Here is a 14,457-nt window from a genome sequence, read left to right as displayed (position 1 = left end):
TTATCTTCACCACATAAATAAGCTCGACGAACACAACGAGATATACAATGGTAATAAGGGGTATCAGCAAGCGATACTTGAGATTGTCGAGATTGCGTCATAACAAACTACCTCCGAGCATGTAAAACTGCATCACTGAAAGATAGGTTGATTATGAATATTGGTCAAAGTTTATGGTTTTCGCAATTGGTTTTCGCATTAAAAGAAGAGGCTATACCGATTTACTTTGTGATCAGTATAAATATGGGTATCAATTACAACAGGAATGTCACTATCAACCTCGATTTATACCTTATACCCAGTAAAAAATAGAAAAGAGAAAATGCATTAACTACTCAGCGACAGCTATTTCAACAGGACAACCTTGCGGACGGCAAACCTGTTCGTTACACATTCTACATAATCGACGAGCACCTTGTTGCCCCTCAGTAAACGAACCCAATACACTCTCAAGCACAGGTACAAGCACTTCTTGTTGCTCTATGGTTAATAAATTCAAAACTTGAGTAGTAACTTGTTCACGTACACGTAATACTTCTTTTGCTCTTTCCTGGCCTGTATTAGTAACTCGTAACACAATCGCTCTTGCATCATTTTCACACTTATATCGTTGTACTAGTTGTTCTTTTTCAAGCGTATTAATTAATCTTACTGCTCCTGAGTGAGTCAACCCCAAGACTTTACTTAATACACCGATACTATCATTAGGATGATTATAAATGGTAACTAAAGCGGTTTCATGACTAAGACTGTGCCCACCTAAATCAGTAATCCCCTGTTCGATTCTCGTTGAAATCGTACTAGCAAAAGCACCTAGTAAATTAGCTGTGTAATCGTCATTTTTCATACTAAAACCACTTTGAGTATTGAGTAATTTTTTAAAACTAAATTATATATGACTTAATCACAAAAAACTATAGACAAACATAAACCATAAAATATATTATATGACTGAGTCATCTATATTTATCAAAAGAATAATACTGAGATTAAACATAACCGATGAAATAACGCTTAGTCGTTATCACAAGGCATTGTCAATACAGCTCATTCTTTTACTACAAAAAATATTCACCTTTAAATCCCAATTGATGGAGCGATTAACAAACATGAAAATTAATACAGAAACGTTACGCTATAAGAAGCAATTCAAAACCGTATTAGGTAAACGTATGGCCTATGTTGACGAAGGTACAGGCGATCCCATTGTATTTTTACATGGTAACCCTACATCGATTTATTTATGGCGAAATATCATGCCTCATCTAGAAGGTAGAGGTCGCCTAATTGCTATTGATATGATCGGGATGGGAGATAGTGACAAACTGGATAAAACCAAGGACGGTAACTACTCACTTTCAGAGAACACAAAATACACTTCAGCATTGCTAGAAGCGTTAGGTGTGGATAATAACGTCACTTTTGTTTTGCATGATTGGGGTTCAGGTGTTGGCTTTAATTGGGCAAACCACAATCAATCTGCTGTAAAAGCAATCGCATTTATGGAGGCAATCGTCACCCCTTTTCCGACTTGGAATGACTTCCCTAAAGTCTTGCACGCCCCTATTGGCATGTTACGTTCAAACGAAGGTGATAAAACAGTACTTGAAGATAACTTTTTTATCGAAACATTATTACCAAGCGCAATAATCCGAACATTAAGCAATAAAGAACATGCTGAATATCGTCGTCCATTCTTAAATTCAGGAGAAGATCGTCGTGCTACTTTAGCAGGACCTCGAGAGCTACCTATTGAAGGACAGCCAGCTGAAACGGTCGCCTTAGTAGCCAGTTATGCAAATTATCTTACGAACTCAAAAGACATACCTAAGCTATTTATTAATGCAGAACCAGGCGCATTTTTAGTTGGTTATGCTCGAGACTTTGTTCGTACTTGGCCAAACCTCACAGAAGTGACCGTTAAAGGGCATCATTTCATTCAAGAAGATAGCCCTCATGAAATAGGAAAAGCTATTTCAGATTGGTTGCCTCAATAAACAAATTAGTTGATGTTATCCCTGCACGGCAATTGTGTAGGGTTAGCTTTTAACCTATTTTAGATTAGCGAGACTGTGTCATAACAACGACCTATTAGCATGTAAAACATTATAACTAAAAGATAGAAAAGTAATGATGAGTCGTCAAAGTTTATGGGGGTCCACGATCTTTCACGATCTTTTTTAAAGGATTTGTGGATTAATATTCACTATTCATCATAAGATGAACCACCCTGTGCGGAGCCGCATGCAGGGTGGTGTGGGGCTGGAGGTTAGATACCTCCGGCTACCCGATTAGGCAAATTTATTCAGGAGCAATCCATGCGTTCAATGGACGAATTATAGCATCCGCACCACGAGCATATTCGTCTTGGTAATAGGGTGCGCCTTGATAAAGAATATAATCGTGATCTTCAGCTAAAGATTTATATAAATCATTACTTGAAGCACAGGAAAATAAAAGAGCTACTTTTATAACATTATTGTTTTTCTTAGCTTGCAAGGAGATAAACTCACCATCTTGAACTGGAGCAGATATATCGTAGCAGTCCCAATTATTATCTCTTAGCCTGATGACAACTTCGTTATTCATTTTATCTGAGAGAATCGTAGCTCTAGTTAACCAGCCATCTCCTGAGCTAGTAGGATTAAAAGGCAGATTTTGAGAGTTTTTTTGCTGAGTGAGAACTTGTTGCTTAATAGCCTGATAATTGAGGCATGCAAAAACTTCTTGACGTAAAACCTCTGAGTTTTCGTCATGCCCAGGTACAGATGTACTAATCTTGCTGTTATCAACGGCAAAACACTCAACAAAAGCCATTGCTTGAATAACGCCTAATGCTCGAAAGAAGTTACTAGAGTTATGCCATATTTCAGATTTAGCATGTGCAAAAACATGTCGATTAAAGCCAGAATGATTTTGATAAGTATCAGTTTTCTTGTAAAAGCTATTCAGTAACCAACTTCTTATTGTTTCAAGAATAAATATTCTTTCATTTGTAACTTTAAGAACATTAATATCTAGGTATTCATCAGGAATCCAATCTGCATTTAACAAATGCATATCAATTACCGCTTCAATAGCTTTATCGATACATTTATTAACCTTATCTACAATTGTTAAATCATTATTTGAAGACCCAAGAATTGTTGTAATTATATTCTCAACAATTGGAATTAATGCAGAAATAGCAACTATTTTCATACCACTATAAAATGTAAGAATGGATTCTCGAATAAGGGGAACATGTCGAGATATGGCTACAGAGTTAAGAAACGTGATTTCCGTTGTTGAAATTATATTTCCTAAATTATAAACCGAAGTTAAAGATCCTTCGAATCGTTTTTGAATAACCTCCGGTCTATAAATACCATGATTAATAATTTCAATGCCACTTTCTTTAATTGCATCATAGACTTTCTTGTTAGGTATAAATGCAGGAGAAAACCAATCTACAGCCTTCCAAAAATTTTCGAGATTATTAGTTGGTAAAATATTTTTTTGATATAGCTCTATATCTTTTAATTTTTCTCGAGGGAAAATGGCTGATCCTACACTTGTTTTTAACAAAACTCCTTTAATCTTGAGCATATATCCGAAGTTAACTTCGTCAATAGAAATTACTTCAAGATTTTTTTCATTTGCTAAAGCCTGAACGTCATCCAAAGAAATATTTGCCCACTTGCTTAGTCCATTAAATTTATACCATATTGCAGATATGTCTTTATGAATATTTCTAGTGAACACTGCATTCCCCCTTTTTGCCTAACAGCTTTATTAACTCACAAAATGTCATTTTAACGGTGGAAATACGACAAGAGTTAATGATTAAAATATTATTACTTTACGTTGGTTTATCGATAAAACAAAGAGCTATAGTTAACTTGTGAGTTTGTAATCATCTAAAAGTGTAGGGGGGGCAATATTTACGGTGGAAATGCTCAGGTGAGAGGTATATGAACTTATTGATTATTTGAAAGTATTAACTCAAATAAAGTCAGATGGATTTAACACTTCAAATCCCAGACATAAAAAAACCTAGCATCGCTAGGTTTTTTAATATTCTAAAATTTAACAAATTATCTCAAAAAGATAACTCAATCCTAGAACGGAATATCATCATCAAAATCCATTGATGGTTCGTTAAACGCTGCCGGCTCTTGTTTTGGTTGAGCTTGTGGTGCTGGGCGTTGTGGCGCAGGTGCCTGTTGCGGAGCAGGTTGTGAAGGCTGCGGCGCTTGTTGTGGCTGATAAGCTGGTGCCATTCTAGGTGCTGCTTGTTGTGCTGGTGGCTGTTGTGGTGCATTACCCCAAGATTGTGCTGGAGCAGCTTGTTGTTGTGGTGCGTTTTGGTAACCACCTGGTTGCTGCTGTCCACCTTGGTATGGTTGACCTTGGCCTGCATTTTGAGAGCGTGCATCTAACATTTGGATGTCGTTAGCAATGATTTCAGTTTTGTAACGATCCTGACCGTCTTGACCTTGCCATTTGTTAGTTTGTAATTTACCTTCAACGTAAACTTTTGCACCTTTTTTCAGGTACTGGCCGACCATTTCGCCGAATTTACCGAATACAACAATGTTGTGCCATTCAGATTTATTTTCGTATTCACCTGTTTGTTTGTTTTTCCAGCTTTCAGTGGTTGCGATTGAAAAGTTTGCCACTGCGCCACCATTTTGGGTGTAACGCATTTCTGGATCTTTACCTAGGTTACCTACTAGGACTACTTTGTTTACACTACGGTTAAACATGTTTTTGCTCCGCTATTTCGACTTATTTATGTAAAATATTTGATTGTAATAGTGATTTAACTATTACCTAAAATGTATTGCGCTTGTTGTCGTTGAAAACGCTGTGTATTCGCTTTGATATAAATCGTTTATTTACTTCGGTATAAACAATTTGTTCTTTTGCAATAACAACAACTTCTAACGCGCCCTCTAATGCTAGCAATCGCTAATGAGTATATTGGCTTGTTGTTGATCTTCTATGCTTGATGTCAATATAAAATTGCAAGCGTAAAAGTACCAATTTTGCTTGGGTTATGCATGCCAAGAGACAGTATAAACCAGACAATCATTAACCCTGTTAAGCATAAAAATAAGCCACTACTAGCCACTAGTTTATAGGATAACCCACCTATAATACCACTGAAAAATTCACCTGAAAATTGATATGTGCTGTAGATCCCCATTGCACTGACTTTGCTGACTCAAGAAGTCTGCATTGAGAGAAAGATTGGTCAAGACGTTTCTAAAAAGTTAAAGCTTGTAAAAACAGTCACGTAACTAAAAACATTAAAATTGGACAGTGTAGAGAGTGCGATGACAAGCGGTCTTGAGTGTTATTAATAATATTAAAAACAGATGAAAGTGTTTTTTTTTGTGTTTTTGGCTTAGTTTAGCTTAAGCATTCTACTTTATTAAAAATAAGGGGGAGAGCGACGTAGGAGAATAACAGGCGACTAATTTCCAGCTTATCTTTTTTAGCGCAATAGAGCGCGAAACTCTTTATACTACGGCAGTCATTTTTTTAATTTTTTGGAGTTTTTGTGCTGAGTTATCGCCATTCATACCATGCTGGGAATTTTGCAGATGTTTTAAAGCATACTGTATTAACTTCTATCCTTGATTACTTATTACAAAAAGACAAAGCTTTTTGTTACTTAGATACACACTCTGGTTGTGGTGCTTATCAATTAGACTCTGCGCAATCGTTAAAAACAGGTGAGTTTAATAATGGTATCGGTGCATTGTGGAACTTAACTAAATTACCGGTTCCTGTGACACGTTATTTAGATCAAGTGAAAGCATTTAATGGGGAAGGGGCATTATTGTCTTATCCTGGTTCTCCTATGATTTGTAATCAGTTACGTCGTGACGAAGACCGTATGTTTTTATTTGAATTACACCCTAATGAATTTACTAACATGCGAGCTAACTTTTCTGGTGATCGCAGTATTAAAATGAGTAATACAGACGGCTTACAAGGGTTAGTTGCTAATATGCCACCTAAAGAGCGCCGTGGTTTAGTATTGATTGATCCTTCCTATGAAATTAAAACAGAGTATGACGAAGTAGTTGAAAAGCTAATTGCTGCTCATCGTCGTTTTGCGACAGGGACTTACGCTTTATGGTATCCCGTTGTTAAACGTACTTTGATTAATAAAATGGAAAGGTCGTTAAAAGCATCGGGTATTAAAAATATTCAACTCTATGAATTAGCGATTGAAGCGGATAAAGAAGAAAGAGGCATGACCTCTAGTGGCATGATTGTGGTTAATCCACCTTGGACGTTACAAAAAGAGATGCAACATAGTTTGCCTTTTTTAGCGGAAACACTCGGTATTAATGGCGAAGGTTTTTACCGCATTGAAACATTAGTCGCTGAATAAACAAGTATTGGTTATCGATGGATAACCAATACTTGCCTCCCTTTGAATCAAATTATTCAACGTTTTTTTGTGTACATTTATCTGCGCCGTCAGTCATTCTTATAAAGTGCTACATTTACGCGACAAAGGGAGTAGCGAGTCATCGAGACTCCTATTGTCCTGCGATAGCAGTAAAAAATCACGGCACTTTTTCTACATCGCTAGATACTTCCTCTATAACTTACAAAAATCTATCATTAAAAATCTATTAAAAACCCATTAAAAGCAATGTTTTATGTGTTCATGAATATTTATGAAATTGATTACTCTGATGCTGATAAATAAACTTGTTTGAAGCTTACTTTAATGAAAAAAGGGCGGGGCAGGTATAATCAAAATCCTATAAACGGTAAGTTCGCAGGTTTGCTTATACGGAACGGGTATATTAATGACTAAATTATTGCCAAGACTCTATTTATCCCTACTTTCACCCGCACCATCAGCATGATATATTAGCCTCCATTTATTTTTTTCATCTATTTAGCCCTTAAAGACTCACTTTTTAAGAATACCTAAATTGACACTTTTACATGGAATAAGTCATGACTAAATCGACCGCTGATATTCGCCAAGGATTTATGGATTTCTTTGGTAAGAAAGGGCATCAAACAGTGAGCAGTAGTTCTCTCGTCCCTGATAATGACCCTACCTTGTTATTTACTAATGCAGGTATGAATCAATTTAAAGATACCTTTTTAGGTACTGAAAAAAGAGCATATACTCGTGCAACTTCAAGCCAACGTTGTGTTCGTGCTGGTGGTAAACACAACGATCTAGATAATGTTGGTTACACGGCTCGTCACCATACTTTTTTTGAAATGTTGGGTAACTTTAGTTTTGGTGATTACTTTAAAGAAGATGCCATTGGTTTTGCGTGGGAATACTTAACTGACGTTCTTAAAATACCAAAAGAAAAGTTGCTTGTGACTGTTTACGAAAGTGATGACGAAGCATTTTCATTATGGGCGAATAAAATTGGTGTACCAGAAGATAAAATCATTCGCATTGGTGATAAATCACCTGAAAAGAAATACGAGTCTGATAACTTTTGGTCAATGGGCGATACCGGGCCTTGTGGTCCATGTTCTGAGATTTTCTACGATCACGGTGAACACATTTGGGGTGGTCCTCCAGGCTCTCCTGAAGAAGATGGCGATCGTTTCATTGAAATCTGGAACATCGTTTTCATGCAATTTAACCGAAGTGCTGATGGCACAATGGAAAATCTACCTAACCCATCTATCGATACGGGTATGGGCTTAGAGCGTATCTCTGCGATTATTCAAAATGGTCATTCAAACTATGATATCGACCTATTCCAAGGTTTGATCCAAAAAGTAGCTGATGTAACCGGCGCACAAGATTTACAAGATAAATCATTACGTGTTGTTGCTGACCATATTCGTTCATGTGGTTTCTTGATCTGCGATGGTGTGATGCCGTCTAACGAAGGGCGTGGTTATGTATTGCGTCGTATTATTCGTCGCGCAGTTCGTCACGGTCATAAACTAGGTGCAAAAGAGGTGTTCTTTTACCGGGTTTATGAAGAGCTAGTTAAACAAATGGGCGATGCTTACCCTGAACTAGGCCAACAACAAGAGTTTGTTGAAAAGATCTTACGTTTAGAGGAAGAGCAGTTTGGTAAAACACTCGAGCGTGGTTTACAAATTCTAGATAACGAATTAGATGCTTTACAGGGATCTATTATTCCTGGTGATGTTGTTTTCAAACTTTATGATACTTATGGCTTTCCTGCTGATTTAACTGCAGATATTGCGCGTGAGCGTGAACTAACTATCGACCAAGATGGATTTGATTCTGCAATGGCTGAGCAACGTAAACGTGCTCAAGCAGCAAATAACTTCGGTAAAGATTATAACGATGTATTGAAAATCGAAGATAAAACTGAGTTTATTGGTTACCAAGCGCTAACCGGCACTTCTACCGTAACAGCCTTGATCAAAGAAGGTCAGTTTGTTGATAGTTTAGTCGAAGGTGATAACGCACAAATCGTACTCGCTGAAACACCATTTTATGCTGAGTCAGGCGGTCAAGTTGGTGATGCAGGTGTGCTTAAGTTGAGCAATGGTATTTTTGTTGTTACTGATACTAAAAAATCTGGTGATGCTTTCTTACATATTGGTTACGTTAGCATGGGCTCTGTGAAAGTGAACGAGTCTGTTACCGCGGAAGTAGAAGCTGAGCGTCGTAAAGCAATTGCATTACACCATTCTGCAACGCATTTATTACATGAAGCGCTACGCCAAACCTTAGGTGAGCATGTGACTCAAAAAGGGTCGTTATGTGATGCTGAGAAATTACGCTTTGATTTCTCTCACTTTGAAGCTGTATCAGCTGAAGCACTTAATAAAGTCACTTACATCGTTAACCAAGCAATTCGCAATAACTATGAAGTTGTAACTAAATTGATGGGTATCGAAGAAGCTAAAAACCAAGGTGCTATGGCATTATTTGGTGAAAAATATGGCGATATGGTGCGTGTTGTTCAAATGGGTGACTTCTCTACTGAACTATGTGGTGGTACGCACGTACAACGCACGGGTGACATGGGGTTATTCATTATCACTTCTGAAGCGGGCACTGCTGCAGGCGTTCGTCGTATTGAAGCGGCTGCGGGTGATGCTGCTGGTAATGTATTGCAAAACTTACGTGAGCAATTCAATAAAGCCTGTGATCTTGTTAAAGGTGATTCATTCACATTAGGCGAGAAAATCCTGCAAACGCTAGAGCGTAATAAAGTGCTTGAAAAAGAGCTAGCACAACTTAAATCGAAAGCGGCAAGTGAAGCAGGTTCAAACTTGACTGAACAAGCTATCGATATCAACGGCGTGAAAGTAGTTGTTGCTTACATGGAAGGCATTGACCCTAAAACGTTACGTAATAGCGTCGATGAAATGAAGAACAAACTGCAATCAGGCATCGTTGTATTAGCAACCACGGTTGGTGATGACAAAGTGAGTTTGATTGCTGGTGTGACTAAAGATTTAACTAACAAAGTGAAAGCGGGTGAGTTGGTTAATGTTGTTGCGATTCCTGTTGGTGGTAAAGGTGGTGGTCGTCCTGATATGGCGATGGCTGGAGGAAATAATCCAGTTGCATTAAAAGATGCACTGGCACTCGTAGAACCTTGGTTAATTGAACGTTTATAATAATTAAGAGTCTATACCCAACTGTATAGCAAGGAAAAAAAATGACACTAATAGTTCAAAAATATGGCGGTACTTCCGTTGGCACTGTTGAGCGAATCAAAGCAGTGGCTGACAAAGTAAAAGCAACAAAAGAGGCGGGCAATGACGTTGTGGTTGTTTTATCCGCTATGTCTGGTGAAACCAATCGATTAATTGCTTTAGCGAAAGAGTTTATTGAGAAACCAAGTGCACGTGAAATGGATGTGTTATTAACAACTGGGGAGCAAACGACGATCGCATTATTGACGATGGCGTTGCATAACTTAGGTGTTGATGCCGTTTCCATGACTGGTGATCAAATTAGATTGAAAACTGATCGCAGCCATTCTAAGGCGCGTATATTAGATGTCGAAACTGAAAACCTACAAAAACACTTAAAGCAAGGTCGTATTGTTGTTGTCGCAGGCTTTCAAGGCCGCTGTGAAGATAATAACATCACCACGCTTGGGCGTGGTGGAAGTGATACCTCTGCCGTAGCGATTGCTGCTGCATTAAAAGCGGACGAGTGCCAAATCTACACCGACGTTGACGGTGTTTATACAACTGACCCACGCGTTGAGCCTAATGCACGTCGTCTTGATAGCATCACTTTTGAAGAGATGTTAGAAATGGCCAGCTTAGGCGCAAAAGTGTTACAAATTCGTTCGGTTGAATTTGCAGGGAAATACAACGTGCCACTACGTGTACTTTCTAGTTTTAAAGATGGTGGCGGTACGTTAATTAGTTATGAGGAAAATAAAATGGAATCTCCTGTTATCTCTGGTATCGCGTTTAATCGTGACGAAGCGCGTCTAACGTTATCAGGTGTTCCTGATCAACCGACTGTTGCAGCACAAATACTTTCTCCTATTGGTGCAGCCAATATCGACGTTGATATGATTGTACAAAATACATTAGGTGATGGTAAAACTGACTTTACGTTTACTGTGCATCGTGATGATTATGTTGAAGCAACTAAGTTATTAGAAGTTGTTTGTACTAAGTTGAATGCTGATTCAGTACAAGGTAATAACGAGATTGCTAAAGTGTCTATTGTGGGTGTAGGTATGTGGAATCACCCAGGTGTGGCACAAAAAATGTTTGAGACCTTAGGTGCCGAAGGGATCAACATGCACCAAATCGCTACTTCTGAGATTAAAATTTCAGTGCTAGTAGATAGTAAGTATTTAGAATTGGCTGTACGCGCATTGCATAAAGCATTTGAACTAGAGTCTGAACCAAAGCAAGAAAAATAGAAATTGTGAACTAAGCACTAAATAAAAGATGAATTTAGTGTTTAGTGAGCCATACTCATGTTAACGGAAATGAAATAAAAATAATTTAGGAGCAGGATATGCTAATTTTAACGCGCCGTGTAGGCGAAACTCTTATGATTGGTGACAACGTGACCGTTACTGTTTTAGGTGTTAAAGGTAACCAAGTACGTGTCGGTGTTAATGCGCCAAAAGATGTATCAGTGCATCGTGAAGAGATTTATATGCGTATTCAAGCTGAAAAGAACGCAGCCAGTTCAGAATAGACAGTGAACTGTTATTTAAAGAAGAGCTTAATTGCTCTTTTTTTATGTCTAAAATTCAACCGTAACAGATGAAAAACAAGCAGTTTGTTTAATTAGCAAGCAAGCAGTAAATTATTATGCTAAAAAGGTTTGACTTGTTTTCAGAAGACAGTAATATGTGCGCCAACAAGACGACGGTGGGGTGGCCGAGTGGCCGAAGGCGCTCCCCTGCTAAGGGAGTAACGGGTTTATAGCCTGTTCGAGGGTTCGAATCCCTCCTCCACCGCCATTCTTGTAGATTCTTAAAGCGGGTGTAGCTCAGCTGGATAGAGTACCTGGCTACGAACCAGGCGGTCAGGGGTTCGAATCCCTTCACCCGCACCATCTTTCTATTTGCACGAAAAGACGGTGAGCTTAAGAATTGAAATAAAAACATAAAGAATATCGCGGCGGGTGTAGCTCAGCTGGATAGAGTACCTGGCTACGAACCAGGCGGTCAGGGGTTCGAATCCCTTCACCCGCACCATTCTTTACAAGCTTACGAAAGTAAGTTTTTTTGTTTTTAGAGCTTATTAATATTATTCCCAATAATATTAAGCACCATGCGGGTGTAGCTCAGCTGGATAGAGTACCTGGCTACGAACCAGGCGGTCAGGGGTTCGAATCCCTTCACCCGCACCATTTCTTTAGTTTTTCGCTTTTATTATTATTCCATTTTATTTAATCTTATATAGTCCCTGTAAATTCAACTTTATTTGAATGTTTAATCATAATAAATGACTATATTTCTTTTTTTATACTTATTTTCTCTCTAAAAATGCATGTTTTTTTTATAATTTTGCATAAATAGTCACTTAATTTTATATTTAAGTCACAAGTTTAACCTCGCTTGCTTTCACCTTTATTAGACTATTAATTGCTAAATGCAAACTATGGAAGTTGAGTCAAATTCCATTGCTTTCATTTTTTAGCCAAAACCACTATAATAAGCGCCTGTGAAACACTATTTTACTGAAAATACATATGTTCAACGCGTATTAAATCAAGTAATCTGGTGGTTGATGTTTATTATTTACATGGATTTAATCGTGATCAGTATTCAATACTCACTGTTAACAGCATATTAAATACTTATTAGATATGAATAAATATTCATTTTTAATCTGTTGAATGGCTGTTTCAGTGTGTATCTAGAAAAGGAAAGGGTACATTTATGGATATTACAGGATCTTTAGTCACTGCATTTATGCTATTGGGTCTAGGCATGGCATTTGTTTATATGTTTTTAGGTTTATTATTTATTTGTATAAATCTAATGGCTAAATATATCCCTGCAGACAAACCTGTCATTTCAGCTAAGCGTAAAGCACCCGTTGCTACACAAGCTGCTAATCAAACACAAGTAAGCCCTCAAGTAATCGCTGCGATCACTAGTGCAGTGCAACAATACCGCAAAGCACGAACAGTTTAATGGACAAAGAATCAATAAAGGAGCAAGTGAATATGTCTAAGCCTCTCGCAATCACCGAAGTTGTTTTACGTGATGCACACCAATCATTATTTGCAACACGTATGCGTATTGACGATATGTTACCCATCGCAGAGAAATTAGATAAAGTAGGCTATTGGTCTTTAGAGACTTGGGGTGGTGCTACTTTCGATTCATGTATTCGTTATCTAGGTGAAGATCCTTGGGATCGTATTCGCGCTTTAAAAGCGGCGATGCCAAATACACCACAACAAATGCTGTTAAGAGGCCAAAACCTATTAGGTTACCGCCATTATGCTGATGATGTGGTACAGAAGTTTGTCGAACGTGCACATACTAATGGCGTAGACGTATTTCGTATTTTCGATGCAATGAATGACGTGCGTAACTTTGAGACGGCGATTAAATCGGCTGTTGAAGTTGGTGCTCATGCTCAGGGGGCTCTCTCTTATACGACGAGTTCAGTCCATACCATCGATGGTTGGGTTGATATGGCGAAACGTCTGGAGGACATGGGCGCGCACTCTATCTGTATTAAAGATATGGCTGGTTTATTAAAACCTTATGTTGCAGAAGAGTTAGTTACAAAAATTAAAGCTTGCACCAATATCCCATTAGCCTTGCATTGCCATGCAACAACAGGTCTTAGTTTAGCGACTCAACAAAAAGCGATTGATGCGGGTGTTGATATTATTGATAGTGCTATCTCTTCAATGAGTATGACTTACGGTCACTCACCAACAGAGACATTAGTTTCTATTGTTGAGGGTACGCCGCGTGATACTGGGTTGGACTTACATAAACTAGAAGATATTTCTGCTTATTTCCGCGAAGTACGCAAAAAATATGTGAAATTTGAAGGTGAATTGAAAGGTGTTGACCCACGTATTTTGATAGCACAAGTACCGGGCGGTATGTTAACTAATATGGAAAGCCAACTTAAACAGCAAGGTGCTGCAGATAAGATGGACGAAGTATTAAAAGAAATTACATGCGTTCGTGAAGATCTTGGTTTAATTCCTTTAGTGACACCAACATCTCAAATTGTTGGCACACAAGCTGTAATCAATGTATTGATGGGTGAACGCTATAAAAATGTCACTAAAGAAACAGCTGGTGTATTAAAAGGTGAATATGGCGCAACGCCTGCACCTGTTAATGCCGAATTACAAGCTAAAGTATTAGATGGCGCGCAAGCAATTACTTGTCGCCCAGCGGATAATCTTAAGCCAGAAATGGCATCGATCGAAGCTGAGTTCAAAAAATTAGCGGCTGAAAAAGGCGTTAAAGTTGCTGACAATGAGATTGATGATGCTCTTATTTATGCGTTGTTCCCTGAAATCGGACTTAAATTCTTAGAAAATCGCAATAACCCAGATGCATTTGAGCCTGTACCAAGCGCTGATGATATGAAAGTTGCTAATGCCCCTGCTAAAGCGAAAAATTCGCCAGAGTCTTACTCTGTTTCAGTTGATGGACAGCTGTTTAATGTACAAGTGGGGCCAGAAGGTAGTATCGACGGTATTTCACCAGTTAAAGCTAATGCTGCACAGGTGAACACAACGGTTGCGGCAAACGCTGCTGCACCTGCAGCAACTGCTGATGCCGAAGGTGAGGATGTGCCGGCACCTTTAGCGGGTAATATCTTTAAAGTACTGGTAAACAAAGGTGACCACGTCGACGAAGGTGATGTACTGGTGATTATGGAAGCGATGAAAATGGAAACTGAAATTCGTGCTCCAAAATCAGGCACAGTGCAAGCCGTTAACATCAGAGAAGGCGATGCTGTGAATGTCGGTGACTCACTGTTTGTAATAGGTTAAGGAAGATA

10 protein-coding genes, 4 tRNA genes and 1 pseudogene are annotated in these 14,457 nt (G+C 38.4%); 11 read left to right on the top strand and 4 right to left on the bottom strand.

From position 1 onward, the window contains the following. Nucleotides 1–101, bottom strand: a pseudogene (locus H592_RS24650) (transposase); the annotation flags it as partial. A gap of 230 nt (nt 102–331) precedes the next feature. Then, nucleotides 332–847, bottom strand: coding sequence for a MarR family winged helix-turn-helix transcriptional regulator (locus H592_RS0113040; protein ID WP_028869155.1), 516 nt, complete (start codon nt 845–847; stop codon nt 332–334). Between the two features lie 262 nt (nt 848–1,109). Between H592_RS0113040 and H592_RS0113035 the strand changes: the two genes are divergently transcribed. Then, entirely contained in the window at nt 1,110–1,997 is an 888-nt protein-coding gene (locus H592_RS0113035) for a haloalkane dehalogenase (protein WP_028869154.1), read from the top strand. A 304-nt stretch (nt 1,998–2,301) separates the two neighbouring features. On the opposite strand, the gene H592_RS0113030 is transcribed toward H592_RS0113035, so the two are convergent. Together H592_RS0113030 and H592_RS0113025 are read right to left on the bottom strand one after the other, a co-directional pair. Continuing rightward, nucleotides 2,302–3,744: a hypothetical protein gene (locus H592_RS0113030; protein ID WP_028869153.1), complete on the bottom strand. Its 1,443-nt coding sequence runs from the start codon at nt 3,742–3,744 to the stop codon at nt 2,302–2,304. Nucleotides 3,745–4,100: 356 nt separating this feature from the next. Continuing rightward, entirely contained in the window at nt 4,101–4,748 is a 648-nt protein-coding gene (locus tag H592_RS0113025; protein WP_028869152.1) for a single-stranded DNA-binding protein, read from the bottom strand. Nucleotides 4,749–5,548: 800 nt separating this feature from the next. On the opposite strand from H592_RS0113025, the gene H592_RS0113015 reads away from it, so the two are divergent. The 10 genes from H592_RS0113015 to oadA all read left to right on the top strand — a co-directional run bounded on the left by H592_RS0113015 (nt 5,549) and on the right by oadA (nt 14,449). Beyond that, the gene (locus H592_RS0113015) at nt 5,549–6,391 is read left to right on the top strand and encodes a 23S rRNA (adenine(2030)-N(6))-methyltransferase RlmJ (RefSeq protein WP_028869150.1); all 843 of its coding nucleotides are present in this window, start codon (nt 5,549–5,551) and stop codon (nt 6,389–6,391) included. A gap of 581 nt (nt 6,392–6,972) precedes the next feature. Then, a complete protein-coding gene (alaS, locus tag H592_RS0113010; RefSeq protein WP_028869149.1) occupies nt 6,973–9,600 on the top strand; it encodes an alanine--tRNA ligase in 2,628 nt (875 codons plus the stop codon). A gap of 41 nt (nt 9,601–9,641) precedes the next feature. Further along, nucleotides 9,642–10,874 carry an aspartate kinase gene (locus H592_RS0113005; RefSeq protein ID WP_028869148.1) on the top strand — a complete coding sequence of 411 codons (1,233 nt, stop codon included), beginning with the start codon at nt 9,642–9,644 and terminating at the stop codon, nt 10,872–10,874. A gap of 98 nt (nt 10,875–10,972) precedes the next feature. Then, nucleotides 10,973–11,158, top strand: coding sequence for a carbon storage regulator CsrA (gene csrA / locus H592_RS0113000; protein ID WP_028869147.1), 186 nt, complete (start codon nt 10,973–10,975; stop codon nt 11,156–11,158). Nucleotides 11,159–11,333: 175 nt separating this feature from the next. Beyond that, nucleotides 11,334–11,426: transfer RNA gene (locus H592_RS0112995), tRNA-Ser, on the top strand. Nucleotides 11,427–11,444: 18 nt separating this feature from the next. Further along, nucleotides 11,445–11,521: transfer RNA gene (locus tag H592_RS0112990), tRNA-Arg, on the top strand. 65 nt (nt 11,522–11,586) lie between these two features. Next, a tRNA-Arg gene (locus tag H592_RS0112985) sits at nt 11,587–11,663 on the top strand. 78 nt (nt 11,664–11,741) lie between these two features. Beyond that, nucleotides 11,742–11,818: transfer RNA gene (locus H592_RS0112980), tRNA-Arg, on the top strand. Between the two features lie 532 nt (nt 11,819–12,350). Further along, on the top strand, nt 12,351–12,608 hold the full coding sequence (locus H592_RS0112975) for an OadG family transporter subunit (RefSeq protein WP_028869146.1): 258 nt from the start codon (nt 12,351–12,353) through the stop codon (nt 12,606–12,608). Between the two features lie 32 nt (nt 12,609–12,640). Further along, a complete protein-coding gene (oadA, locus tag H592_RS0112970) occupies nt 12,641–14,449 on the top strand; it encodes a sodium-extruding oxaloacetate decarboxylase subunit alpha (RefSeq protein WP_028869145.1) in 1,809 nt (602 codons plus the stop codon). The last annotated feature ends 8 nt before the right edge of the window (nt 14,450–14,457 follow it).

It is taken from the genome of Psychromonas arctica DSM 14288 (assembly GCF_000482725.1).
Lineage (GTDB): Bacteria > Pseudomonadota > Gammaproteobacteria > Enterobacterales > Psychromonadaceae > Psychromonas > Psychromonas arctica.
This window is presented reverse-complemented; position numbering and strand designations above follow the sequence as displayed.

Bases quoted from the DNA above. Each gene is read 5' to 3' on its own strand.
- H592_RS0113040 (WP_028869155.1), bottom strand. From the start codon at position 847: ATGAAAAATGACGATTACACAGCTAATTTACTAGGTGCTTTTGCTAGT.
- H592_RS0113035 (WP_028869154.1), top strand. From the start codon at position 1,110: ATGAAAATTAATACAGAAACGTTACGCTATAAGAAGCAATTCAAAACC.
- H592_RS0113025 (WP_028869152.1), bottom strand. From the start codon at position 4,748: ATGTTTAACCGTAGTGTAAACAAAGTAGTCCTAGTAGGTAACCTAGGT.
- alaS (WP_028869149.1), top strand. From the start codon at position 6,973: ATGACTAAATCGACCGCTGATATTCGCCAAGGATTTATGGATTTCTTT.
- H592_RS0113005 (WP_028869148.1), top strand. From the start codon at position 9,642: ATGACACTAATAGTTCAAAAATATGGCGGTACTTCCGTTGGCACTGTT.
- csrA (WP_028869147.1), top strand. From the start codon at position 10,973: ATGCTAATTTTAACGCGCCGTGTAGGCGAAACTCTTATGATTGGTGAC.
- H592_RS0112975 (WP_028869146.1), top strand. From the start codon at position 12,351: ATGGATATTACAGGATCTTTAGTCACTGCATTTATGCTATTGGGTCTA.
- oadA (WP_028869145.1), top strand. From the start codon at position 12,641: ATGTCTAAGCCTCTCGCAATCACCGAAGTTGTTTTACGTGATGCACAC.